General features: G+C 67.1%; 26 protein-coding genes. 14 read left to right on the top strand and 12 right to left on the bottom strand.

Translation table 11 applies throughout. The features are described from left to right. The first annotated feature begins 275 nt into the window (after positions 1–275). The 3 genes from AC1DS0_RS06795 (at position 276) to AC1DS0_RS06785 (ending at position 3,086) form a co-directional block, all read left to right on the top strand. A complete protein-coding gene (locus AC1DS0_RS06795; protein ID WP_476813618.1) occupies positions 276–1,658 on the top strand; it encodes an aminotransferase in 1,383 nt (460 codons plus the stop codon). A gap of 87 nt (positions 1,659–1,745) precedes the next feature. Continuing rightward, on the top strand, positions 1,746–2,162 hold the full coding sequence (locus AC1DS0_RS06790; RefSeq protein WP_476813617.1) for a hypothetical protein: 417 nt from the start codon (positions 1,746–1,748) through the stop codon (positions 2,160–2,162). 27 nt (positions 2,163–2,189) lie between these two features. Next, positions 2,190–3,086: a metallophosphoesterase gene (locus tag AC1DS0_RS06785; protein ID WP_476813616.1), complete on the top strand. Its 897-nt coding sequence runs from the start codon at positions 2,190–2,192 to the stop codon at positions 3,084–3,086. 111 nt (positions 3,087–3,197) lie between these two features. Here the strand turns inward: AC1DS0_RS06785 and AC1DS0_RS06780 are convergent, their stop codons facing one another. Next, positions 3,198–3,794 (bottom strand): L,D-transpeptidase, encoded by a 597-nt coding sequence (locus AC1DS0_RS06780; RefSeq protein WP_476813615.1) that lies wholly within the window; start codon positions 3,792–3,794, stop codon positions 3,198–3,200. Between the two features lie 233 nt (positions 3,795–4,027). On the opposite strand from AC1DS0_RS06780, the gene AC1DS0_RS06775 reads away from it, so the two are divergent. Next, on the top strand, positions 4,028–4,957 hold the full coding sequence (locus tag AC1DS0_RS06775; protein ID WP_476813614.1) for a histone deacetylase family protein: 930 nt from the start codon (positions 4,028–4,030) through the stop codon (positions 4,955–4,957). A gap of 165 nt (positions 4,958–5,122) precedes the next feature. On the opposite strand, the gene ribB is transcribed toward AC1DS0_RS06775, so the two are convergent. Both ribB and AC1DS0_RS06765 read right to left on the bottom strand, forming a co-directional pair. Next, positions 5,123–6,409, bottom strand: coding sequence for a 3,4-dihydroxy-2-butanone-4-phosphate synthase (gene ribB / locus AC1DS0_RS06770; protein WP_476813613.1), 1,287 nt, complete (start codon positions 6,407–6,409; stop codon positions 5,123–5,125). A gap of 84 nt (positions 6,410–6,493) precedes the next feature. Next, complete coding sequence (locus AC1DS0_RS06765; RefSeq protein WP_476813612.1) at positions 6,494–7,699, bottom strand: serine hydrolase domain-containing protein; 1,206 nt, start codon at positions 7,697–7,699, stop codon at positions 6,494–6,496. A gap of 74 nt (positions 7,700–7,773) precedes the next feature. On the opposite strand from AC1DS0_RS06765, the gene AC1DS0_RS06760 reads away from it, so the two are divergent. Continuing rightward, a complete protein-coding gene (locus tag AC1DS0_RS06760; RefSeq protein WP_476813611.1) occupies positions 7,774–8,397 on the top strand; it encodes a TetR/AcrR family transcriptional regulator in 624 nt (207 codons plus the stop codon). Between the two features lie 4 nt (positions 8,398–8,401). On the opposite strand, the gene aroC is transcribed toward AC1DS0_RS06760, so the two are convergent. Continuing rightward, the gene (aroC, locus tag AC1DS0_RS06755) at positions 8,402–9,520 is read right to left on the bottom strand and encodes a chorismate synthase (protein WP_476813610.1); all 1,119 of its coding nucleotides are present in this window, start codon (positions 9,518–9,520) and stop codon (positions 8,402–8,404) included. Positions 9,521–9,907: 387 nt separating this feature from the next. Between aroC and AC1DS0_RS06750 the strand changes: the two genes are divergently transcribed. Further along, positions 9,908–10,669, top strand: coding sequence for a pseudouridine synthase (locus tag AC1DS0_RS06750; RefSeq protein WP_476813609.1), 762 nt, complete (start codon positions 9,908–9,910; stop codon positions 10,667–10,669). 7 nt (positions 10,670–10,676) lie between these two features. Here the strand turns inward: AC1DS0_RS06750 and AC1DS0_RS06745 are convergent, their stop codons facing one another. Beyond that, positions 10,677–14,684 (bottom strand): Pls/PosA family non-ribosomal peptide synthetase, encoded by a 4,008-nt coding sequence (locus AC1DS0_RS06745; protein ID WP_476813608.1) that lies wholly within the window; start codon positions 14,682–14,684, stop codon positions 10,677–10,679. Between the two features lie 223 nt (positions 14,685–14,907). Continuing rightward, the gene (locus tag AC1DS0_RS06740; protein WP_476813607.1) at positions 14,908–15,504 is read right to left on the bottom strand and encodes a histidine phosphatase family protein; all 597 of its coding nucleotides are present in this window, start codon (positions 15,502–15,504) and stop codon (positions 14,908–14,910) included. Between the two features lie 144 nt (positions 15,505–15,648). Between AC1DS0_RS06740 and folP the strand changes: the two genes are divergently transcribed. The 3 genes from folP to folK are packed head-to-tail and all read left to right on the top strand — an operon-like array spanning position 15,649 to position 17,368. After that, a complete protein-coding gene (gene folP / locus AC1DS0_RS06735) occupies positions 15,649–16,482 on the top strand; it encodes a dihydropteroate synthase (RefSeq protein WP_476813606.1) in 834 nt (277 codons plus the stop codon). Further along, a complete protein-coding gene (folB, locus tag AC1DS0_RS06730) occupies positions 16,479–16,847 on the top strand; it encodes a dihydroneopterin aldolase (protein WP_476813605.1) in 369 nt (122 codons plus the stop codon). The genes folP and folB overlap by 4 nt, the downstream gene beginning before the upstream one ends. Then, on the top strand, positions 16,844–17,368 hold the full coding sequence (gene folK, locus AC1DS0_RS06725; RefSeq protein WP_476813604.1) for a 2-amino-4-hydroxy-6-hydroxymethyldihydropteridine diphosphokinase: 525 nt from the start codon (positions 16,844–16,846) through the stop codon (positions 17,366–17,368). The genes folB and folK overlap by 4 nt, the downstream gene beginning before the upstream one ends. Here folK and AC1DS0_RS06720 read toward each other — a convergent pair. The 5 genes from AC1DS0_RS06720 to AC1DS0_RS06700 all read right to left on the bottom strand — a co-directional run bounded on the left by AC1DS0_RS06720 (position 17,356) and on the right by AC1DS0_RS06700 (position 20,419). Continuing rightward, positions 17,356–17,676: a type II toxin-antitoxin system PemK/MazF family toxin gene (locus AC1DS0_RS06720; protein WP_476813603.1), complete on the bottom strand. Its 321-nt coding sequence runs from the start codon at positions 17,674–17,676 to the stop codon at positions 17,356–17,358. The genes folK and AC1DS0_RS06720 overlap by 13 nt on opposite strands. Next, a complete protein-coding gene (locus tag AC1DS0_RS06715) occupies positions 17,670–17,924 on the bottom strand; it encodes an AbrB/MazE/SpoVT family DNA-binding domain-containing protein (protein ID WP_476813602.1) in 255 nt (84 codons plus the stop codon). The genes AC1DS0_RS06720 and AC1DS0_RS06715 overlap by 7 nt, the downstream gene beginning before the upstream one ends. A 109-nt stretch (positions 17,925–18,033) precedes the next feature. Further along, positions 18,034–18,873 carry an enoyl-ACP reductase FabI gene (fabI, locus tag AC1DS0_RS06710; RefSeq protein WP_152015450.1) on the bottom strand — a complete coding sequence of 280 codons (840 nt, stop codon included), beginning with the start codon at positions 18,871–18,873 and terminating at the stop codon, positions 18,034–18,036. Positions 18,874–18,979: 106 nt separating this feature from the next. Beyond that, positions 18,980–19,894, bottom strand: coding sequence for a DnaJ C-terminal domain-containing protein (locus tag AC1DS0_RS06705; RefSeq protein ID WP_476813601.1), 915 nt, complete (start codon positions 19,892–19,894; stop codon positions 18,980–18,982). 84 nt (positions 19,895–19,978) lie between these two features. After that, positions 19,979–20,419, bottom strand: coding sequence for an RT0821/Lpp0805 family surface protein (locus AC1DS0_RS06700; protein WP_476813600.1), 441 nt, complete (start codon positions 20,417–20,419; stop codon positions 19,979–19,981). Between the two features lie 160 nt (positions 20,420–20,579). On the opposite strand from AC1DS0_RS06700, the gene pdxH reads away from it, so the two are divergent. The 5 genes from pdxH (at position 20,580) to AC1DS0_RS06675 (ending at position 23,467) form a co-directional block, all read left to right on the top strand. Continuing rightward, complete coding sequence (gene pdxH / locus AC1DS0_RS06695) at positions 20,580–21,182, top strand: pyridoxamine 5'-phosphate oxidase (protein WP_476813599.1); 603 nt, start codon at positions 20,580–20,582, stop codon at positions 21,180–21,182. Between the two features lie 71 nt (positions 21,183–21,253). After that, on the top strand, positions 21,254–21,976 hold the full coding sequence (locus AC1DS0_RS06690) for an SDR family NAD(P)-dependent oxidoreductase (RefSeq protein WP_476814016.1): 723 nt from the start codon (positions 21,254–21,256) through the stop codon (positions 21,974–21,976). Further along, complete coding sequence (locus tag AC1DS0_RS06685; protein WP_476813598.1) at positions 21,973–22,467, top strand: NUDIX hydrolase; 495 nt, start codon at positions 21,973–21,975, stop codon at positions 22,465–22,467. Before AC1DS0_RS06690 ends, AC1DS0_RS06685 begins: the two co-directional genes overlap by 4 nt. Then, complete coding sequence (locus AC1DS0_RS06680; protein ID WP_476813597.1) at positions 22,464–22,910, top strand: TIGR02301 family protein; 447 nt, start codon at positions 22,464–22,466, stop codon at positions 22,908–22,910. The genes AC1DS0_RS06685 and AC1DS0_RS06680 overlap by 4 nt, the downstream gene beginning before the upstream one ends. A 287-nt stretch (positions 22,911–23,197) precedes the next feature. Continuing rightward, positions 23,198–23,467, top strand: a complete 270-nt coding sequence (locus AC1DS0_RS06675) for a hypothetical protein (RefSeq protein ID WP_244543908.1) — start codon at positions 23,198–23,200, stop codon at positions 23,465–23,467. Here AC1DS0_RS06675 and AC1DS0_RS06670 read toward each other — a convergent pair whose 3' ends face one another. Continuing rightward, complete coding sequence (locus tag AC1DS0_RS06670; protein ID WP_476813596.1) at positions 23,468–23,815, bottom strand: winged helix-turn-helix transcriptional regulator; 348 nt, start codon at positions 23,813–23,815, stop codon at positions 23,468–23,470. It lies immediately after the preceding gene. Positions 23,816–23,844 lie beyond the last annotated feature (29 nt).

Below are 23,844 nucleotides of genomic sequence, written 5' to 3'. Positions count from 1 at the left end.
GGCTATGTTTCAATCACTCGGTCATCCCCGGCGGAGCGCAGCGGAGACCCGGGATCCATGCCGGAACGGTTCAGGAATGGATCCCGGATCGGCGCCTCCTGCGGCGGCTTGTCCGGGATGACCAAGTAAATGCTGTATAGGTCATTCAAGATTCCGACGAGCCGGGCCCGTCCCGCGCCAGACTCTGCCCCGATCTGCAGGAAAATCGCTCAGCGCTTGCGCAGGTCGCGGTCTATGCTCGCATAAACAACGCGTAAATAAGCAGGAGCCGGGAAATGCTGACCAACCTCGCCGTCCGCGACATCGAGACGCTCGTCCACCCCTACACCAACCTGGCGACGCATCGCGAAGTCGGCCCGCTGGTGCTCGAGCGCGGCAAGGGGGTCTTCGTCTACGACACCACCGGCAAGGACTATATCGAGGGCATGGCCGGGCTCTGGTGCACCTCGCTCGGCTATTCCAACCAGGAGCTCGCCGAGGCTGCCTATGAGCAGCTGAAGAAGCTGCCCTTCACCCATCTCTTCTCCGGCCGCAGCCACGACCCGGCGATCGAGCTGGCCGAGAAGCTGAAGGAAATCGCGCCGGTGCCGATCTCCAAGGTGTTCTATGGCGCCTCCGGTTCGGACGCCAACGACACCCAGGTCAAGCTGGTCTGGTACATGAACAATGCGCTCGGCCGCCCCAAGAAGAAGAAGATCATCTCGCGGCTGAAGGGCTATCACGGCGTCACCGTCGCCTCGGCCTCGCTGACCGGCCTGCCGGCCAACCATACCGATTTCGACCTGCCGCTCCCCGGCATCCTGCACACCTCCAGCCCGCACCATTACCGCTTTGCGCAGCCGGGCGAGAGCGAGCTCGACTTCTCGGCGCGTCTCGCCGCCGAGCTCGACGAGATGATCCAGCGCGAGGGCCCGGACACCGTCGCCGCCTTTATCGCCGAGCCGGTGATGGGCGCCGGCGGTGCGGTCACTCCGCCCGAGGGCTATTTCGAGGCAATCAACGCCGTCCTCGCAAAATACGACATCCTCTTCATCGCGGACGAGGTCATCACCGGCTTCGGCCGCACTGGCGAGATGTTCGGCACCACCACCTACAAGATGAAGGCCGATACGCTTTCCTGCGCTAAGGCCCTGACCTCGGCCTATTTCCCGCTCAGCGCAGTGCTGATCAACGAGTCGGTCTATGAGGTGCTCGTCGACCAGAGCAAGAAGATCGGCACCTTCGGCCACGGCAACACCTATGCCGGCCATCCGGTCGGCTGCGCGGTCGCGGTCAAGACGCTGGAGATCTACCAGCGCGACCGGATCATCGATCACGTCCGCAAGGTCGCGCCGAGGTTCCTGCAGCGCCTCACCAAGCTCGCCGAGCACCCGCTGATCGGTGAAGCCCGCGGCGTCGGCCTGATCGGCGGCATCGAGTTCGTCAAGGACAAGGCGAGCAAGGCGCAGTTCGAGGCCAAGAAGGGCGTCGCCCTGAAGTCGACCAGCTTCGCCCAGGAGGAAGGCCTGATCCTGCGCGCGCTGGGCGGCGACCGCGTCGCCTTCTGCCCGCCGCTGGTGATCAACGAAGCCGAGATCGACGAGCTGTTCGACCGTTACGAGCGGGCGCTGGGCAAGACGCTCAACTGGGTCAAGGCGGAAGGCCTGCTCGCGGGCTGAAGGCGAGCCCGAAACCAAGACCGTCATGCTCGCCCTTGTGGCGAGCATCCACGTCTTGGACACCCCATGCGATGAAGGAAGACGTGGATGGTCGGGACAAGCCCGACCATGACGGGAAAAAGCGGCCAGTGCGGATTTCAGCCTGACCACCCGCGAAACTGTGCCAAAGCTGACCAAAGCCTCGGTGTGACGATGAAAACGTCACAAGAAATTCAAAATGCCGCCGCCGGCCCGACCCGATCGGCAGCGACATTGGCGGTGCTGACGGCCAGGAACCGTCGGCGCCACAACTGGAAACCGAGGATCATGTCTACGCATAAGCCGCGCCACCCCGCGCACCGCTCCGCCAGCTTCCATGATGCCAGCGCACGTGAGGCCTATGCATCGCGCTTTCGTCCGATCGCAATTCCTGCCATTTTGGCGGGAACCCGCTGGACCCCGGCCGCGTTGACCTCGCAGCACAGGGACGTTCCGGCGCTCCTGCGCAACGGTTTCGAAGATTGATACGACGACCTCCCACTGAGACCCCAAATGCTTGACCGGCGCAGAGTTCTTCAAACTCTCGCCGGTCTTTTTTTGTCCAGCTTCGGCCTCGGCGGCTACGCCTACGCTTGGGAGCCCGCGCATCAGGGAGTGACCCGCTACCGGCTGAAGCCCGCCCGCTGGCCGGAAGGGCGCCGGCTGCGCCTCGCCGTGATCACGGATCTGCATGTCGGTGGCCCGCATATGCCGGTTGCGCGCGTGCGTGAGATCGTCGCGCAGACCAATGCGCTGAAGCCGGACCTGACCTTGCTGGTCGGCGATTTCGTCGCCAGCCGGGCCCGCCGCCCCGATGATCCCGCACCGTCCGAATGGGCCGCGGAGCTCGCCCGCCTGGAAGCGCCCGCCGGCCGCTTCGCCGTGCTCGGCAATCACGACTGGTGGCAGGACGAGCGCGCTCAGAGGGAGCTCCGCGGACCAACCCAGTCCACGGTCGCGCTCGAAGCGGTGGGTATTCCCGTCCTGGAGAACCGGGCGGTCAGGCTCGAAACCAGCGCCGGCCCGCTCTGGATCGCGGGGCTCGGCGACCAGGAGGCCTTCGTCCTGCGCCGTCGTCCACGCGGGCTGCGCTACGGCCTCGACGACCTGCCGGCCACGCTCGCCATGATCCGCGACGACGCGCCGGTGATCCTGATGGCGCATGAGCCCGACATCTTCGCCAGGGTGCCCTCTCGCGTCGCGCTGACCCTTTCGGGCCATACCCATGGTGGCCAGGTCAGGCTGCTCGGCTGGTCGCCGATCGTGCCCTCGCGCTTCGGCAATCGCTACGCCTACGGCCATGTCCGGGAAAACGGCCGCGACCTCGTGGTCTCGGCCGGGCTCGGCACCAGCAAGCTACCGATCCGGCTGGGCGCGCCGCCGGAGATCGTCCTGATCGAACTGGGTTGAGCAGTTCCGTCATTGCGAGGAGCAAATCGACGAACCAATCCAGGGGCCGCAGCGCGAAATCGTCTGGATTGCTTCGCTTACGCTCGCAATGACGATGAAGCGGGGACGCCCTTAGCGGACGATGACCTTCCCGCCGACCGCGGCGCGGTTGTAGAGGTCGATCGCATCGATATTGCGCATCCGGATGCAGCCGGACGAGGCCGAGCGGCCGATCGTCTCCGGCTCATTGGTGCCGTGGATGCGGTAGAGCGTGTCCTTGCCGTTCTGGTAGAGATAAAGAGCGCGGGCACCGAGCGGGTTCTCCGGCCCGCCCTCCATGCCGCCGGCGCGCGGCGCCAGATGCGGCCAGCGCGCGATCATCTCGGCCGGCGGCGTCCAGCGCGGCCACTCGGCCTTGCGCTGCATCACGGCCGTGCCGGTCCAGCCGAAGGCTTCGTCGCCGGTCGCGACGCCGTAGCGAATCGCCTTCTTGTTCGGCAGGACGAAGTAGAGGAACTTTTCGGTGGTATCGACCACGATCGTGCCGGGCTCTTCGCCGGTCGGGTCGGTGATCTCGTAAGGGAGATGCGTGAGCTGCGTCTCGAAATTCGGGACGAGCGCCATGTATTCGGCATCGCGCGCCGACAGCGACGGCGCATGAACCGTCTTGTACTGGCAGGCTCCGAGAAGCACCGACAGGCCGAGCACCGTAACGAGAGTCTGCTTCATGGGGTCCACCGCCGGCACCGAAACGGTGCTCGTTATGATGAATGCATCGTTAAAAAACGGTGACCCGACGAGACAAGGCCCGGGTCGAACACAAGCTGGTCTTACGGCGCAAATGACTCTCAGGCAATGAAGTTCAGCACCTGCTCTGGCGTCTTGCTGCATTGCAGTGACAATATGGTCACGCTTGCGGGCTACCCCGTCTGGAAAGCTTCGCGACTATCGGAGACTTGCGCGTGACGACGCTGCTGATCAGCCATCCTTCCAGCCTCCGCCATGTCACGCCGCCGGGCCATCCCGAGCGCGCCGACCGCATCCGCGCCGTCGAGCAGGCGCTGGAGGAGGAGCGATTCGCGCATCTGGAGCGCGTCGATGCCCCGGAAGGCACCCTCGCCCAGGTCGCGCTCTGCCACCCCGCCGCCTATGCGCAGGCGATCGTCGAGGCCGCGCCGCAGGAGGGCATCGTCCAGGTCGATGCCGACACCATCATGTCGCCAGGCACGCTCGCCGCGGCCCTTCACGGCGTCGGGGCTGCCGTCCACGCCGTCGACGAGGTCATGAGCCGGCGCGCAACCAATGCCTTCAGCGCCATGCGCCCGCCCGGCCACCATGCCGAGAGCGACAAGGCGATGGGCTTCTGCTTCTTCAACAACGCCGCCATCGCCGCCCGCCATGCGCAGAAGGCCCATGGCGCCGAGCGCGTCGCCATCGTCGACTGGGACGTCCATCACGGCAACGGCACACAGGAGATCTTCTGGGGCGACGCCAGCGTGCTCTACGCCTCGACTCATGAGATGCCGCTCTATCCCGGCACCGGCGCGCCCTCCGAACGCGGCGAGCACGGCACGATCGTCAATGCCCCGCTTCGGGCGGGCGATGGCGCCGACGCCTTCCGCGACGCCTTCGAGAGCGCGATCCTGCCGCGGCTCGAAGATTTCCGGCCCGATCTCGTGATCATCTCGGCCGGGTTCGACGCGCATTGGCGCGACCCGCTCGCCAACATCAACCTGAAGGAAGCCGATTTCACCTGGGCGACGCAGAAGCTGATGGAGATCGCCGACCGCCATGCCGGCGGGCGGCTCGTCTCGATCCTGGAAGGCGGCTACGATCTCGAAGGCCTGTCGAAATCGACCGCCGCCCACGTCATGGCGCTGATGCGGGGATAAGGCGCGGAGTCACGCCGTCTTTCCGGGGCTTCGCGCAGCGAAGAGCCCGGAACCCAGAACCGATGCGATCTTCGGACAAGCGCGGACATCGCCACCCTATCGGTGGACGGCATCGGCTCTGGGTTCCGGGCTCGGGCCTGCGGCCCGCCCCGGAAAGACGGCGCCTCACTCCAGCGGCGCGGTCTCGGCGATCTCGATGCCGAAGCCGGAGAGGCCGACGAAGGCGCGGGTCGAGGACGCCAGGTTGACGATCGAGGCGACGCCGAGATCGCGCAGGATCTGGGCGCCGAGGCCGACCTCGCGCCATTGCTGCGAGCGCAGCGCGTCCGAGCCCTCCTCGTCCTCGACGCTCTTGATCGGCACGCCCGCCGAGCCGTCGCGCAGATAGACCAGCACGCCCTTGCCCTCCTGCTGGAAGCGGCGCAGCACGCACTGGATCGAGGAGGCGCCGCCGAGCACGTCGGCGACGACATTGGCGCGGTGCAGCCGGGCCGGAACCTTCTCGCCATCGCCGAGCTTGCCCATGACGAAGGCGAAATGCTGCGTGTCGTCAAAGGGCGTGATGTAGACATGGCCGGTCATCTCGCCGAACTCGGTCTTGACCGGGAAGGAGTGCACGCGCTCGACCAGCTTCTCGCGCGCCTGGCGATAGGCGATCAGGTCGGCGACCGTGATCTGCTTGAGATTGTGCTTCTGGGCAAAGGCAGCGATCTGCGCGCCCTTCATCACCGTGCCGTCATCGTTGGCGAGCTCGCAGATCACGCCGACCGGCGGCAGATTGGCGAGCTTGCACAGGTCGACCGCGGCCTCGGTATGGCCGGAGCGCATCAGCACGCCGCCATCCTTCGCGATCAGTGGGAAGACATGGCCGGGCCGGACGAAATCGGCGGCGCCCATATTGCCGTTGGCGAGCGCGCGCACCGTGTTGGTCCGCTGCTCCGCCGAGATACCGGTGGTCAGCCCATGCTTGACGTCGACCGTGATGGTGAAGGCAGTGCCGAGCGGAGCGTCGTTGGAGGAGACCATCGGGTCGAGCCGCAGGCGGCGCGCCTCACCCGACGTCAGCGGCGCGCAGACGATGCCGCAGGTGTTGCGGATGATGAAGGCCATCTTCTCCTGCGTGCAGAGCGAGGCGGCGACGATGAGATCGCCCTCGTTCTCGCGATCGTCGTCATCGGTGACGATGACGACCTCGCCGCGCGCGAAGGCTTCGACGGTCTCGGCGACATTGCTTGCGGTCATGGCAGCCTCGCGCGGGCCCTGCAGGCCCAGAAAGTCGTTGGGGGTGACAGCGCCGCCGGTCGCGGCGGCGATGCGCTCGGCGCTCTCGCGCGAGATCCAGGCAGTGGGATCGTTGCAGAGCGCCGTGACGCTGGCAGGCGACAGGCCGACCTGCCGCGCGAAGGCGCTGCGGGCGGTCTTGGTTTGCTGGAGCCAGACGTCGAGTTTCATGGCATCATAGCTAGCACTGCCGCCCTTCGATTTCAATGAAGCGCATCGGACATTTTCAGTATTACTGAAAAGGGCATTCGGGCGTCATTTGGCAGCGCCATAAACCGCATCGCGCAACTGCGTCACGAACGGCCCCGCCATGCCCTCGAAGGTCGTGTTGGTCAGCGCGACCACGACGAGCTCATTGGCCGGGTCGATGAACCAGCTATGGCCATAGGCACCGCCCCATTGCAGCGTGCCTTTGGCCTGCGGGGTCGCGGCGGCTTTGGGGTCGTCGAGCACAGCCCAGCCATAGCCGAAGCCCCAGCCCGGCCCCTGCGTCGCCGCCTGCACGCCGACCTGATCCTGCATCATTGTCGTCACCGTATCGCGCCGCAGGATCGCTCCGCCGCCGGTTCTGATCGCTTCGAGGAACTGCAGGATGTCGCCGGCCGTAGCGACCATGCCGGCACCACCCGAGGGGAACGAGGCCGGATCGAAGATGCGGCTCGGCGAAAAACTGACCCTGCTCTCGCCGAACGGCACCAGCATGCCGTCCGTGATTTTCACCGGCTCTGGCTTGCCATCCGCATAGGCCACGGCGAGCCGCGCGGGATCGGCCACCGCAAAGCCGGTATCCTTCAAGCCGAGCGGCCCGGTGACAAGACGCTGGATGAGAGCCGGCACCCGCTCACCCGACGCCGCTTCCAGAATTCCGCCGAGTACATCGAGGCCGAGCGAATAGCCCCACTTCGTTCCAGGGGCGAAGGCGAGCGGCGCCTGACCGAGACGCTGCAGGTTCTCGCTTAGACTCAGCCCCGGCTGGTCCATCCCGTCGGACACATTGAGCGTGTGATAGGCGCTGCCTGGCGACTCGAAGAAGCGATAGCTCAACCCCGATGTGTGGGTCAGGAGCTGGCGCACCGTGATCGCCGGCCGAGTCTGGTCCGGGAGCACGGGCCGGAAGTCCGGCAGGAAGCGGGTCACCGGATCATCCAGGCGAAGCCTGCCATCTTCGATCAGCTTCATCGCCGCAGCCGACACCATCGGCTTCGTCACCGAGGCCAGCCGGAAGATCGCGTCCTCGAACATCGGTCGACCAGCCTCGCGATCGGCCATCCCGGCGGCCTGACGGTGGACGAGCTTGCCGCCGCGCGAAACCAGCACGACGGTCCCGATAAGCCGTTTCTCCGCGATGGCCTGCGCGACGACGCGCTCGACCCGGCCGGAGAGCGACGCATCGGGCGCCGGCTGCGCCATGGCTTGCGTCGAGAGCGCGAGTCCGGCCAACAGAATGGGAAAGCTACGCATGGCGATCGACTTTCGATATAAGGAGTGATCGCTCCTGATATCGCGGCCCCGAACTTAATTCCAGAGCAGTCACTGTGATAAATAAGGATGAGACGCATCGCCGCCCGCGCGGCCGACCGCGCGCCTTCGACCGGGGCCTGGCGCTGGCCGCCGCGGGCGAGACTTTCTGGAAACTCGGCTATGAGGGCGCTTCGCTCATCGACCTGACCGAGGCGATGGGGATTACGCCGCAGAGCCTCTATGCCGCCTTCAAATCGAAGGCCGACCTCTTCCGCGAGTCGCTCGGCTGGTATCTCGGTGAGGTCGGCTCGGCGGCGCGCGCAGCGCTCGACGAACCGGATATCGTCGAAGCCTTCAGGCAGTTCTACGCGGCGTCCGTGCGCCAGTTCTGCAGCGAGGGGCAGCCGAAGGGCTGCATGCTGTCAGCGGCACTGGTGAATTGCGGCAGCGAACACAGCGGGATCGCCAAGGAGGTGGCGAGCTACCGCGCCGCGAGCATCGCTCTCTTTCAGGCCCGGCTGGAGCGGGCTGTCGCCGAGCAGCAACTCGCAGGCGGGATCGATTGCGCGGCGCTGGCTCGCTATCTCGGGGCGATCCTGCAGGGGCTCTCGATCCAGGCCAATGACGGCGCCAGCGCAGCCGAACTCGACGCCGTCGCAGCGCTCGCTGTCACCACGATCGCAAGCGCCCGGCGCTGATCGATCACCCCTCGAACGGCCAGCGCGGCTCGATCACGCCGACCTGGGCGCGGTGGCGCAGATACTGGTCGGCGAGCACGCAGGCGACCATGGCCTCGCCGACCGGCACGGCGCGGATGCCGACGCAGGGGTCGTGCCGGCCCTTGGTGAACATCTCGGTCTCGCCGCCGGTGCGGTTCACCGTGGCGCGGGGCGAGAGGATCGAGGAGGTCGGCTTGACCGCAAAGCGCGCCACGATCGGCTGGCCGGTCGAGATGCCGCCCAGGATCCCGCCGGCATGGTTCGAGAGGAACAGCGGCTTGCCGTCATTGCCGGCGCGCATCTCGTCGGCATTCTCCTCGCCGGAGAGCTCGGCCGCGGCGAAGCCGTCACCGATCTCGACGCCCTTGACCGCGTTGATGCTCATCAGCGCCGCGGCGATCTCGGCGTCCAGCTTGCCGTAGATCGGCGCGCCCAGGCCCGCCGGCACGCCTTCAGCGACAATCTCCAGCACCGCCCCGATCGAGGAGCCGGACTTGCGGATGCCGTCGAGGTACTCGGCGAAACGCTCGGCAGCCTTGGCATCCGGACAGAAGAACGGGTTGTTGCCGACCTCGGCCCAGTCCCAGTTGCCGCGATCGACCTTGTGCGGCCCCATCTGCACGAGGGCGCCGCGCACCACCATGCCCGGCACGACCTTGCGGGCGATCGCCCCGGCCGCGACCCGCATCGCCGTCTCGCGCGCCGAGGAGCGGCCGCCGCCGCGATAGTCGCGGATGCCGTATTTCACGTCGTAGGTGAAATCGGCATGACCCGGCCGGTACTTGTCCTTGATCTCGGAATAGTCCTTCGAGCGCTGGTCGACATTGTCGATCATCAGGCCGATCGAGGTTCCCGTCGTGACCTGCTCGCCATCGGCCTCGCGCGCGAAGACGCCGGAGACGATGCGGACCTGGTCCGGCTCCTGGCGCTGCGTCGTGTAGCGCGACTGGCCGGGCCGGCGCTTGTCGAGGTCGCGCTGGATCTCGGCCTCGACAAGCGGGATCAGCGGCGGGCAACCATCGACGACGCAGCCGATCGCAGGCCCATGGCTCTCGCCGAAGGTGGTAACGCGGAAGAGATGGCCGAAAGTGTTGTGCGACATGGGAGCCCGGAACCTTGCTGGAATGGCTCATAAGCCGGATCGCCGCGGCGCGAAACCCTGCCTTGCCGGGTTCCGCGGCCCCTGCGGAATTGACAGGCCGGCCATGGCGCGGCTTCTAGCGCCCATGCGACGCAAGGGCTGCATCCTCCTGCGCTCCTGGCGCCCCGGGAGCGTCATCATCGCGGGCACCTAGCCCCGGGCCGGCGACAGCGCCGCTCGGGGACCGTGGCGCTGGACCAGCCACGATGCGCGCAGCGGCATCGCAACAGGTCCAATCCGGTATCCGATCGACAGGCCCGCAAGCTTCGCTTTTGCACGCCGCCGCTCGGTCTCTGTCCTGCGCCTCCCAGCGGCGCCGGCAGCCTGCGCTGCCGTCCGGAATCGATCATGTCCAGACATCCCGGCCCGGGCCCGGCGCCCGTCAGCCTCGCGCGCGCCCTCTCCAAGCTCGGCTATTGCTCGCGCACCCAGGCCGAGCAACTGATCGTCGAAGGCCGCGTCCGGGTCGACGGTCGGCTTACCCGCTATCCGTCCCTGCGCCTGCAGATCGGCCGCGCCCGCATCTCCGTCGACGGTAAGCCGGTCTCCGCCGAGCAGCGCGTTTACCTGATGCTCAACAAGCCGCGCGGCATGCTGACGACGCGGCACGATCCGCAGGGCCGCGCGACGATCTATGCCTGCCTCGACGGCATCGACCTGCCCTTCGTCGCGCCGATCGGCCGACTTGACCAGGCAAGCGAAGGCCTGCTGCTCCTGAGCAATGACAGCCGCTGGGCGAGCACCATCCTCGACCCCGCCTCGGGCGTCGAGAAGACCTACCATGTCCAGATCGACACGGTTCCGGACGAGGCCATGATGCAGCGCCTGCGGGCCGGGGCCATCGACGGCGGCGAGAGGCTGACGACCAGGGCGGCCAGCCTGCTGCGCCATGGCCAGCGCAATGCCTGGATCGAGATGGTGATCGACGAAGGCCGCAACCGCCAGATCCGGCGGATCGTCGAGGCTGCGGGCGGGCAGGTGCTGCGCCTCGTGCGCGTCGGCATCGGCGCGCTGCCGCTCGGCGAGTTGCCGAAGGGGGCGGTGCGCTCGCTTCAACCCGCAGAGATCGAGCTGCCGTTGCGTGGCACACACCGCCACGCAGCCGAGTGACGGCGATCTAGTGCCCCGCCGCCGGCACGGCCGGCGCACCTTCCCAGCGGGTGTTTGCCGGCAGGTTCTCGCCCTTCATGATCACGGTGAGCAGGCCGATCTGGGCGTAATCGCCAACATGGGTGTCGTAGAGCACGGTCGCCCCGGCGCCGACGCAGACGCCCTTGCCGAGCGTGACCTTGCCGACCTTCATCACCCGGTCCTCGTAGAGATGCGTCTGCAGGGCCGAATGGGCGTTGACGGTGCAGAAGTCGCCAACCTTGATGCAGTCGAACTCGGTGATATCCGTCGAATCCAGCCAGACGCCCTGGCCATATTGCGCGCCGAACAGGCGCAGGAACCAGGGCAGGAACGGCGTGCCGCGCAGATAGTCGAACAGCACCTTGCCGCCCAGACCCCAATAGAGCACGGCGATCGCCTCGGTGCGCATCGCCCAGAACGACCACATCGGCTTCATCACCGGCTTGTAGACGCCCATCAGCAGCCATTTCATCAGCGCGCAGATCAGCGCCTGCGTGATGGCGATCAGCACGGCGCAGCCCATGAAGGCGAGCGCCAGGCCGGTCCAGTCGCGGTCGAATATCTTCTGCTGCAGCACGAGGTCGACGGCGAGCGTGCCGAAGGTGATGAACAGCATCGCCGGAAAAGAGGTGTGCAGCGCCTCGAATACGGCGCGCGCCAGCTTCTTGCCCGTCGAGGGCTTGTAGGTCCAGTCGGCACCGAGATCGACCTTCTGCCGCGTCGGCAGCTTGATCGGCGGCGAGCCGAACCAGGTGTCGCCGGCGCTCATCAACTCGTTCGAGGGCGGCTTCGACTTGATGCCGATCAGCACTTTGTCGGGAATCACCGCACCTGGCGGCACCACTGCATCGTTGCCGACGAAGACCTGCTCGCCGGTGCGGGTCATGTCGAGGCGCATATAGCCGCGCCGCATGTCTTCGTCGCCGAAGATCACCTCGTCGGCGATGAAGTTGCCAGCGCCGATCCCGGTGATGTCGTAGCGCCCCGAGAGGTTGGTCGAGATCTCGGCGCCCTGCCCGATCCTTGCGCCCATCATCCGGTACCAGAAGCGCATATAGATCGTCGCGAACAGCGAGGAGAGCGTCTCCAGCGTCACCTCGGTCGCCAGCGCCACCGTCCATTTGCGGGCGTAGAAGCCCGAATGGATCGAATAGGTGCCGGAGGAGACGCGCGGCAGGATCGCCCAGCGCAGCGCGCAGATCAGGAAGACGGTGACAGTGATGAGCCCGATCGCCGTCGGCCAGGTCAGGATCGGCAGATACCAGAGATAGCTGACGTCGGACCAGGTCGCGACCCAGTTGTCGATCCTGTCGAACAGCCAGAAGGCCGGGAAGATCGGCAGGAGGCTGATCGGCGGCAGCACGATCAACATGACGATGTAGAACAAGGTCATCGCCGCCCGCCGCCCGGCGCTCGCCTCGGCTTGCGGCGGCAGGGCCTCGATATTGGCCGTGCCGGTCTTGCGGGCGGGCGAACCGTCCCAGATTTCGGCCGTACCGATCTGCGCGCCTGGCGCAATCGCCGTGAGATCGCCGATCTCGGCGTGGTCGCCAACGGTGCAGCCATGGCCGAACACCACGGAGGACCCCGCATAGACGTCCTTGCCGATGGTGATCTTGCCGATGATGAAGTCTGCCCCGATCGCTTCAGCATTGGCGAAGGTGGTCTTCGATCCCAGCGTCGTGCCGTCGCCGAGCGTGACCAGGTCGATCGCGCCGGCCTCGTAGTCGGAGATGATGACGTCGCGCCCGACCTTGGCACCGAGCAGGCGCCAGTAGAAGCGCATCACCGGCGTGCCCTGCAGCCATTTGATGTGCACGAGCCCGGCGACGCGCGAGGCGAACCACCAGCGGAAATAATAGACGCCCCAGAGCGGATAGGTGCCGGGCTTGGTCCGGCCGAGCACAAGCCATTTCAAGCCGATCGCGATGAAGCCGGTGACGAGCGTGACCGCGACATAGATGCCGAGCAGCGCGAAGACCTGCGCCATCGCCGACAACTCTTCGCCCGAAAGCAGCATGTAGCTGACGAAGATGCCGAGCCATTGCGCCGTCGACAGGCTGATGATGATCGGCAGCGCGATCGCCTGCGCCAGGCCGCAGAGGAAGCGGCGACGCAGCGGCGGCGGCGTGAAGGAGAGATCTTCCTCGGCGCGCACGCCGCGCGCATCGAGCAGTTCCGCCATCGCCCGCAAGGTGCGCGCGCCATAGACGTCCTGCAGGGTAATGCCGGCATAGGCCGGCGTCTCGCGCACGATCGAGATGAAGCGCGCCGCCAGCAGCGAATGCCCGCCGAGATCAATGAAGAAATCCGCCTCCAGCGGCAGCGCCTGCGCGCCGAGCACGCGCTTGGCCGCATCGAGCAGGGCGGCCTCGGTCTCGTTGCGCGGCGGCTCCTGCTCGCCGCTCGCGGCCGGCGCCGTCAGCGGCGCGGCCTTCAGCATCTTGCGGTCGACCTTGCCGGAGATCATGCGCGGCAGCGAGCCGACCGGCTCGAAATGCGCCGGGATCATATAGGGCGGCAGCTTCTCGCGCAGCGACGCCCGCAGCACCGAGCCTTCCATCTGCACGCCGGGCTCGCCGACCAGGAAGGCGACGAGCCGCTCGATGCCGTCGTCAGTGCGCAACACCACGGCGGCCTGGCTGATGCCTGCCTCGTCCGACAGCGCCGTCTCGATCTCGCCGAGCTCGACGCGGAAACCGCGGATCTTGACCTGGTCGTCGATGCGGCCGTGGAAGACGATGTTGCCGTTCTCGTCGAGGCTGACGGCGTCGCCGGAGCGATAGAGCACCGGGTCGCTGCCGCTGCCGCCGAACGGGTTGACGATGAACTTCTCGGCCGTGAGCTCGGGGCGCAGATGATAGCCCTTGGCGACGCCAGGACCGCCGATCAGCAGCTCGCCCTGCTGGCCGACGCCGGTCAGCTTCATCTCGTCGTCGACGATATAGGCGGTGTAGTTCGGGATCGGCCGGCCGATCGTCACCGTCTCGCCCGGCTCGACCGGGGCGGCCGTCGCCACCACCGTCGCTTCCGTCGGCCCATAGGTGTTGAAGATGCGCCGGCCGGGCTTCGACCATTTCTGCACGATCGAGGGCGGCAACGCCTCGCCGCCGAGCAGGATCAATGTCAGCGAGGGCACGTCGGAGGGCAGGATGCCGAGCAGGGTCGGCACCGTGTCGATCACGGTGACGCCGGCGTCGTTCAGGATCGACGGCAGCTTCTCGGCATCGCCCATCATCTGCGGCGTCGCCACGAACAGGGTCGCGCCGACGAGATAGGGCGTCCAGATCTCCTCCATCGACAGGTCGAAGGCGACCGAGGCGCCCTGGAAGACGACGTCCTCCGGACCCATACCGTAGAGCGCGTTCCCTGAGCGCAGGAAATGGCAGATGTTGCGTTGGCTGATGACGATCGCCTTGGGCACGCCGGTCGAGCCCGAGGTGTAGATCAGATAGGCCGGGTGATCCGGCGTCAGCCCGGCGGGCCGAGCCGGCATCGGCTTGCCGTCGCTGGCCGCCGCGAGCTGCGATGGGCACCAGATGGTGCGCCCGGTTGCCGCCGCCCGCGCCTTCCAGTCGGTCTGTGTCACCAGCCCCTTGGCGCTGGCATCCTCGAGGCAGATGGCGATGCGCTCGACCGGCGCTTCCGCGTCGAAGGGCAGCCAGGCGGCGCCCGACAGCGTGATCGCGATCTGCGCCACCAGGAGCTCGATGCCGCGTGACATCCACAGGCCGACCATGTCGCCCGGGCCGATGCCGGCGAGTGCGAGGCCGCGTGCCTGGGCCTGCGCCTGCTCCCAGACCTGCGCATAGCTCAGCCGGTGTTCACCGCAGATCATCGCCGGGTGATCGGGACGTGCGGAGACGCTCGCTGCGAAGATCTCCGCGAGCACTTCGTCGCGCAGCAAATCGGGCCGCTTCTCGCCGGCCAGCATCGCAAGCGCCGTCACGCCCGAGCCGGCTGTACCGGCCGAAACTGTGGTGATGTCGTTCATCCTGCTCCGCCGCAGGCCCCGGCGGCACGCCTGGGCTGCACCTCATGCCGGGCGGCCGCCACCCCATGACGACACGTCCATCAAACCTAGGCCGGACACCCCGCAGCCGCGCGGAAGCTCGCTTGCCGGCCGTATATCAGCAGATGTGGCTTAACCGCGGCTGAACGGCAAGCCTGAAGACCCGGGTGCGTTTACGTGTCCGCCGGCGTCTGGCGGTCGACTGTCACATCCATGTCGCCTTGCCGCCTTCGACCACGAGGATCTTGCCTTGCCAGATCTCGACACGCGCCGCATCCGCCGTGCCGACGGCGCCGATCAGCGCCAGCACCGCCCGCGCCACGCCGCCATGGCTGACCATCACCGTGTCCGGCGCCAGCCCCTCGAGCACCGGGCGGATACGCTCCGCCAGCATGCGATAGCTCTCGCCACCGGGCGGCACGAAGCCCCATTTGTCGCTTTCGCGGGCCTGTGCGAGCTCGCGCTCGCTCTTGCGGATCTCGCGCCAGGTGAAGCCTTCCCAGTCGCCGAAGGTCAATTCGCGCAAGCGGTCATCGATGCGGAAACCGTCTGATGGCAGCTCGAGTTCGCGGCGCAGGATCGTCATCGTCTCGCGCGCCCGCTCCATCGGCGAGCAGACATAGTCCACGGTGGCGTAGTCCGGCGTCAGCGCCTTGAGCCGGCGCGCCGCCTCCTCGGCCTGCATGCGACCAAGCCCGTTGAGCGGAATGTCCTTCCCGCCCTGCAACCGGCCCTCGCGATTCCAGTCGGTTTCACCGTGGCGAACGAGGAAGAGGCGGCCGGGAATCGTCAGGGGAGTCATGCCCCGCCTCATGCACGCTGCAGGCCGGCTCGTCAAAGGGGCGAAAGCGCCGCAGGGGCCGCCCTCACTGCCTCGTGAGCTTTGTGGTGGCCGCGCCCCGCTGCCCTGTGTAAGAGGCAGGCTCTCGCATCGCTCGACAGTCGCATGAACGCCACGCTGACATTGCCGGATGGCCGCAAGCTCGACCTGGGCACCAGGCCCCTGCTGATGGGCGTGGTCAACGTCACCCCGGATTCCTTTTCCGATGGCGGCCTCTTCGCCGCCCCCACCATGGCGGTCGCGCATGGGCTGACGCTAGCGCGGCAGGGTGCCGATATCGTCGATGTCGGCGGCGAGTCGACGCGGCCGGACCATATCCGCCTCGATGCGGAAAGCGAGCTCGCCCGTGTCCTGCCGGTGATCGCCGGCATCGCCGCCCAGAGCGACATCCCGATCTCGATCGACACCTACAAGGCTGAAGTCGCCGAGGCCGCACTCAAGGTCGGCGCCTCGATCGTCAACGACGTCTGGGGCGCGCAGCGCGAGCCTGCCATCGCCGGCGTCGCGGCCCACCATGGCGCCCCGATCGTCCTGATGCACAACCGCGAGGAGGTCGATCCCGGACTCGATATCCTCACCGACGTCATGCGCTTCCTCGAACGCTCGATCGAAATCGCCACCGAAGCCGGCGTGCCACGCAGCCAGATCGTCGTCGATCCCGGCATCGGCCGCTTCGGCAAGACCGCGGAGCAGTCGCTTCTGCTGATGAGAGAGCTCCGCCGCCTCGGCGAGCTCGGCTGCCCGGTCCTGCTCGGCGCTTCCCGCAAATCGGTACTCGGCCACGTGATCGGCAAGGCGGTGCCGGCTGAGCGCGTCGCGGCCAGCATCGCAGCCCATCTCTACGGCGTCACCCAAGGCGCCGCCATCATCCGCACTCATGACGTCGACGAGCATGTCGACGCCTTGAAAATCTGGGCGGCGATCGGAGCAGCACAATGAGCGCGACCGGGCAGATCTTCATCGAGGCGCTCGACCTCTACGCCTATCACGGCCATTTCGCCGAGGAGGGCCGGCTCGGCCAGCGCTTCTCGATGGACCTGGTGCTCGACTGCGACCTGCGGGCATCCTCGCTCAGCGACGACATCGCCGACACCGTCGACTATGGCGAGGTCGTCGGCCTGGTGACGCGCACCTTCTCGGGCAAGCGCTTCAAGCTGCTGGAAGCGGCGGCGCGGGCACTGGCCGAGGCGATCCTGGCGGGATACCCCGCCGTGACCAAGGTCGCGGTCACGCTGCGCAAGCCCGCCCCACCCATTCCCGGCCGCATGGATTCGGTCGGGATCAAGCTGGACTTCACGCGGTGAGCATCGAGGCGACGCTCGGCCTCGGCGGCAATCTCGGCGATCCCGTGGCGGCCTTCGCGGCGGCGCTGGCGCGGCTGCGCGCGCATGCGGCTGCCGAGCTCAAGGCCGTCTCCTCGGTCTGGCGCACGGCGCCCTGGGGCAAGCTCGACCAGCCGGAGTTCCGCAACATGGCGGTGCTGATCGAGACCTCGCTCACCGCAGACGACCTACTTGCGCTCTGCCTTTCCATCGAGCGCGAGAGCGGCCGCGAGCGGCGCGAGCGCTGGGGGCCGCGCACGCTCGACATCGACATCCTGACCTATGGCGCAGAGACGATCGACCGGCCGGGCCTGCAAATCCCGCATCCGCGCATCGCCGAGCGCGCCTTCGTGCTGGCGCCGCTGGTGGAGATCGCGCCGGCGATCATGATCGGAGAGCGCAGCGTCACCGATCTGCTGATGGCGATCGCGAGTCAGGATGTCAGTCTGGATGAGGACGGAACGCATCGACTGCGCGCCGCCTCACCGGCTCAATCCGCGTAGAGCTCCCGCAGGGTCTGCAGCACTTGTCCGAGGGTCGCGTTGGAAACGCTGCCGAGCTTCTTCCGAAGTCTTTGCTTGTCGAGCGCGCGACTCTGCTCGAGCAGGATCAAGCCATCGATGCCCTGAAACTGCACCGGCACACGGAAGCCGGCAGGCCGACTGCCGGACGTCATCGGCGCGACGATGACGGTCCGCAGATAATCGTGGATTTCCGGCGGCGAGATGATGAGACAGGGGCGTGTCTTCTGGATTTCGCCGCMGATCGTCGGGTCGAGCGCGGCCAGCCAGATCTCTCCACGCTTCACCATGCCAAGGCCGCGTCTTCGCTATTGCCGAATTCCGGCCAGACGAGTTCGTCGTCCTGTTCCCGTGCGAGACGCTGCGAATCTTCGGCCCAGCCAGCGCGCGCCGGGCGGATGACCGGCTCGATCACGATGCGTCCGCCTTCGACCTTGAGCTCGACGCTGTCGCCGGCTTTGGCGCCGATCTCGGCCAGCAGAGGCTTGGGAATCAGCACGCCGGCCGAGTTCCCGAATTTCTTGACTGCGCTCAGCATGGCCCTCTCCCGCTCTCGCGAGCAAGATAGGCGACGCGTCACCTCGTTACAACAAAGTAGCTACAGAAACTTCGTCTGCAGTCGCGCCGTTGCGGGCGGGCCTCAGCCCTCACTCGCCCTTGTCGAGCGAGATGTCCGGCGCGGTCGGCACCTTCATGCCGACGACATGATAGCCGGCATCGACATGCATCACCTCGCCGGTGATGCCGCGCGACATGTCGGAGACCAGGAAGACCGCGGTCTCACCGACCTCCTCGATCGTGACCGTGCGGCGCAGCGGCGAGTTGTACTCGTTCCAGCGCAGGATATAGCGGAAATCGCCGATGCCAGAGGCCGCCAATGTCTTGATCGGCCCGGCCGAGATCGCGTTGACGCGAATCTTCGACGGGCCGAGATCGGCGGCGAGGTACTGCACGCTCGATTCCAGCGCCGCCTTGGCGACGCCCATGACGTTGTAATGCGGCATCCACTTTTCGGCGCCGTAATAGGTCAGCGTCAGCAGCGAGCCGCCATCCGGCATCAGCTTTTCGGCGCGCTGGGTGATCGCCGTGAAGGAATAGCAGGAGATCAGCAGCGACTTCGAGAAATTGGCCTCGGTCGTGTCGACATACCGGCCGGTCAACTCGTCCTTGTCGGAGAAGGCGATGCAGTGGACGACGAAGTCGAGCTTGCCCCAGAGCTTCTCGATCTCGGCGAAGACCGCATCGATCGTCGCCCCGTCGGTGACATCGCAATGGCCGACGACATGGCCGCCAAGCTGCTGCGCCAGCGGCTCGACCCGCTTCTTCAAGGCATCGCCCTGATAGGTGAAGGCGAGCTCGGCGCCAGCATCCGCCGCCGCCTTGGCGATGCCCCAGGCGATCGAGCGGTTGTTGGCGACGCCCATGACGAGACCACGCTTGCCCCGCAGGAGGTTGGCGGTCGGGGCGGCGCTGCTGGATTCAGGCATCTGAGACCTTCGAACTGGACGAACCGGCAAAAGGGAACCGGACGGTCTCATAACTGAGGCGGCCGAAGGGTGGAAGCGCCGTCTGCCGAAATCCTGTTCAGGCGTCTCAGCCGGCCCGCGCCTTCATCAGCGCGGTCAGCTCGGCATCCTCGCTGGGCATCTCGATGTCGATCGAGACGAAGAGGTCGCCATGCTCGCCCTTCTTGGCGCCGGGCAAGCCCTTGCCGCGCAGGCGGAACTGGCGCGCCGTGCCGGTCAGCGGCGGCACGTTCATCTCGACGGCGCCCGACAGCGTCGGCACATGGATCGGCCCGCCCAGCACCGCCGTCGCCAGCGGCACCGCAACGCGCGCGCGCAGGTTGATGCCGTCGATGGTGAAGCGGGAATCCGGCTTCACCTTGATCGTCATCAGCACGTCGCCGGCCTCACCGGTGAGCGGATGGGTCTGGCCGAGACCGCGCAGGCGCATGACCTTGCCGTCGGCGACACCCTCGGGGATCGTCACCTCGACCTCGCGCCCGCCGGGCAGCTTCACCCGGCGCGTGCCGCCATTGACCGCTTCAGCCAGGCCGACCTCGAGGCTGAAGCTCTGCTCCGGCGGCTTCTGCGGCTGGCTCTGCCGGCCACGGCCGCCACCGCGCCTGGCCGCCTCGCCGAAGAGCGAGCCAAAAATGTCGGCCGGATCGAAGCCGGGATCGCCGCCACGGCTAGGGCCGCCGCCGTCGAAATGGAAATCGAAGCCGCCATGCTGCGCGCCGCGACGCCCGGCGCCCATGCCCTCGAAGCCGGAAAAGCGCGGCTTGCCCTCGGCGTCGATCTCGCCGCGATCGAACTGCTTGCGCTTGTCCGCATCGCCGAGAACTTCGTAGGCGGTGTTCAGCTCGGAGAATTTCTCCTGCGCCTTCGGATCACCCTGGTTGCGGTCGGGGTGCAGGTCCTTGGCGCGGCGGCGATAAGCCTTCTTGATCTCGGCCTCGTCAGCCGATTTCGCCACGCCCAGAACCTGATACGGATCACGCATTCAAACACACCCCCGGAGGCTTCGTATTCCGGCGTAGCGGAACCGCATCCTAGATGGGAAGACTGTGGCGCAGTTGCAACAGGCTTAAACCGTGCCTTTCCACGGCTTGGCGTCGGTCACCGCCCACTCGCCGCCAGACGGCCGGCAGGCGGTGCCCTGCAGCTTCACGGGGCCGGTCTGCAGGCTCATCGAGGCCAAGAAGGCGCGGCAGATCTCGTCCGATTTCAGGAACGGCCCGCCGACCGGGGTGAACGTACCCTTCATGCCGCTCTGGGCGTTGTCCCAGGAGACCGGCGCGCCATTGCCCTGCGGATCGAGCGCCAGTGCCATGGCGCCTTCCGCCCGGCGCCAGTCCTCGGGACCGAGATCGGGCGCGAGCCCGACGAGCGGGCTCTTGCCTTCGACGGCGCGGGCCGGCAGCACCGAAGCGGTCGTCATCGCGATCTCGTCCTCGGCCTTGCTGGAGAGGCCGATGATCGGAAAGGAGATCGAGCAGCCGGCCGAGGCCAGTCCGAGCAGGAGCACGCCGACGAGGGATGCCCCCGATGCAAGGGGACTGCGCTCATGCGGCCTCTGGCTCCGCTGCGCGCGGGGCTTATATATGACTACCAAATCAAACCGCATTGCGGATCGCGCTCGCCCAACGCTTCCTGAAACTCCGAGGATTAAGCACGTGAATGCGTTAATGAGCGGTGACTTCACCGAAGCGAGCGAGCCCTTCGCCCTGTTCGAGAGCTGGCTCGATGAGGCCAAGGCCTCCGAGCCGAACGATCCGAACGCCATGGCGCTCTCGACGGTCGACGCCGACGGCATGCCCAATTCCCGCATGGTCCTGCTCAACGGCCGCAGCCCCGAGGGCTTCGTCTTCTACACCAACACCCAGAGCCAGAAGGGCGAGGAGCTCGCCGGCCAGCCCAAGGCGGCTGCACTGTTCCACTGGAAGAGCCTGCGCCGGCAGGTCCGCATCCGCGGCCCGGTCAGCCGCGTCAGCGACGCCGAGGCCGACGCCTATTTCCAGTCGCGTCCGCGCGACAGCCGGATCGGCGCCTGGGCCTCGCAGCAGTCGCGGCCGCTGGAGAGCCGGTTCGCCCTTGAAAAAGCCGTGGCGAGCTATGCGCTGAAATTCGGCGTCGGCGAGGTGCCGCGCCCGCCGCACTGGACCGGCTTCCGCATCGCCCCGGTCTACATGGAATTCTGGCGCGACGGCGCCTTCCGCCTGCACGACCGCATTACCTTCCGCCGCGCCACGCCCGGCGACGCCTGGACGAAGGCGCGGCTCTACCCCTGAGGAAAGTCACAACGCCAATGGCCATGCCCACATTCGACTTTCCGAAGACGGAGCCCGGCAAGCGCCCGGTGATGCTGCTGACCGGGGCCAGCCGCGGCATCGGCCATGCCACGGTGATGCAGTTCGCCATGGCCGGCTGGCGCATCCTCTCCTGCTCGCGCCAGGCCTTCTCGAATAAGTGCCCCTGGCCATCCGGCGCGGACGACCATGTCCAGATCGACCTCGGCGATCCCGAGGACACGATGCGCGGCATCGCCGAGATCAAGAAGCGCCTCGCGGCCGAGGGCGGCAAGCTCAACGCGTTGGTCAACAATGCCGGCATCTCGCCCAAGGGCCCCAAAGGCGGTCGGCTCGGGGCGGCCACGACATCGTTCAACGACTGGCACCAGGTCTTCCAGGTCAACTTCTTCGCGCCGATCATGCTGGCGCGGGGCCTGCTCGACGAGCTGGCCGCCGCCAAGGGCGCGATCGTCAACGTCACCTCGATCGCCGGCTCGCGCGTCCACCCCTTCGCCGGGGCGGCCTATGCGACCTCGAAGGCGGCGCTCGCCAGCCTGACCCGCGAGATGGCCGCCGATTTTGGCCCGCTCGGCATCCGCGTCAATGCGATCTCTCCGGGCGAGATCGACACCGCCATCCTCTCCCCCGGCACGGAGAAGATCGTCGAGAAGCTGCCGATGCAGCGCCTCGGCAGGACCGAGGAGGTCGCCAGGTCGATCTATTTCCTCTGCACCGATGCCTCGAGCTACGTCACCGGCGCCGAGCTCCACATCAATGGCGGGCAGCACGTGTGAGCGGGCAGGACAACGGCCAAGACAACAATCGAGTCATCCGCTTCCCCAATCCCGCCCGCGCCGCGGCGCGCCCGGTGCTCGCCGCCTCGATCGCCGTCTTCCGCGACGGCAAGGTCCTGCTGGCGACGCGGACCAAGCCCCCGGCCGACCAGCTCTGGTCGCTGCCCGGCGGCAAGGTCGAGGCCGGCGAGAGCCTGGAGGAGGCGGCGCTGCGCGAATTGGAGGAGGAGGTCGGCGTCAGCGCGCGGATCGTCGGTTTCAACCGCCATGTCGAGATCGTCGGCCGCGATCCCAAGGGCGCGGTGACCCATCATTTCGTCATCGCCTCCTTCGTCGGGGAATGGCTCTCCGGCGAGCCGCAGCCGGGCCCCGAAGCCGGTGCCGTGATGTGGGCAGATCCCCTCAAGCTCGGCGGCCTGCCGACGACGCGCGAGCTTAGCGACGTGCTGCGCCGCGCTGCCGCCATTGTCGCTCGCGACGCTGGCGTATGACGAAAAGCGCGCTCGCAGCCCTGATGCTCGCCGGACTGGCCGCGAGCCCGCAGGCGCTGCTGGCGCAGGCCCGGCGGCCCGCCCCGCCGCAACAGCAGCAGCGCCCCGCCGAGCCGGCCCCGCCGGAACCTGAATCACCCGCCCCGCCCTATGAGCCGCAATTGCTGCAGCTCGCCGAGATCATCGGCTCGCTCGCCTATCTGCGCACGCTCTGCGAGACCCGCGAGGCGCAGGACTGGCGCGAGCGCATGGCAACCCTGCTCGAGTCGGAAGGGCGCTCACCGCAGCGGCGCGAGCGGCTGGCCAGCGCCTATAATCGCGGCTACCGCGCCTATTCGGCGACGCATCGCACCTGCAGCGATGGCACCCAGGAGGCTTCAGCTCGTCTGGCGCAAGAGGGCGAGAAGCTCGCCAAGGCGCTGGCGAGCCGCTTCGGCGGCTAGGAGATCTACCGGAACAGGATGCCCGTTTTCGGGACAATCAAAGATTTTGGCACAGGATGAAATTCCCGTTTTGCATCCTCCGGGAGGCTTGGCGACGCGGTTTCGGCACGAGCTTGCGCCATTCTTAAGCAGAATTGTCCCCCGAGAATTAACCTTTCTTAAAGACCGTGATGGCGCCCGCCGTCGACGGATCGTATCCTTACCAGGCAAATCACTGGAACAGTCGCGGCTCATGCGCGGCTGCTCCGTCCGACAGGTTCCTTTCGACGCCGGATACCGCAGCCTTCATGTCCGCTCTCTCCGACGACCTGCCGCTCGACCCGACCCTCGCCGAGGACGTCAAGGACGCGCGCCGCGTGGCCTACTGCTATGTCGAGGACGCCTTCATCGAGGCGCGCCAGGACGGGCTCGACTCCGACTCGCTCGCCCATGCCGCCCTGTTCGCGGCGATGCGCACGCTGGTCGAGACCTATGGCGAAGAAGCAACCGCCGTCTTCGCCGAGGCCCTGCCGGAGAAGATCCGCTGCGGCAACTTCACCACCGGCACGCGCCACTGATCATTCGGCGGCAACCGGGAGTTCACCGCGACTGGCATGGGCGAGCCCCCATAGTGCCAGAGTATGCGCGGCGTCGTTGAGCGCCGCCCCGGCCGGCGTCAGCGAATACTCGACCCGCAGCACCGCTTCCTCGAAAGCTTCGCGCCTGACGACGCCGTCGCGCTCCATCTCGCGCAATTGCTCGTAGAGCACCTTCTCGCTGACCCCGGGCAGGCGCCGGCGCAATTCGCCGAAGCGCAGCGCCCGCTCATGCAGCTCCCACAGGATCGCCGACTTCCAGCGGCCACCGATCACCGACAGCGCCTGGCCGAGACCGCATTCGTCCGGCAAGTTGACCCTGACTGGCATAGCCTTCTCCAACCGACTACTTACCTGCA

This window comes from Allobosea sp. P4_H5 (assembly GCF_056400825.1).
The sequence above is the reverse complement of the archived record's forward strand: the minus strand, read 5'-3'. Positions and strand labels throughout refer to the sequence as shown.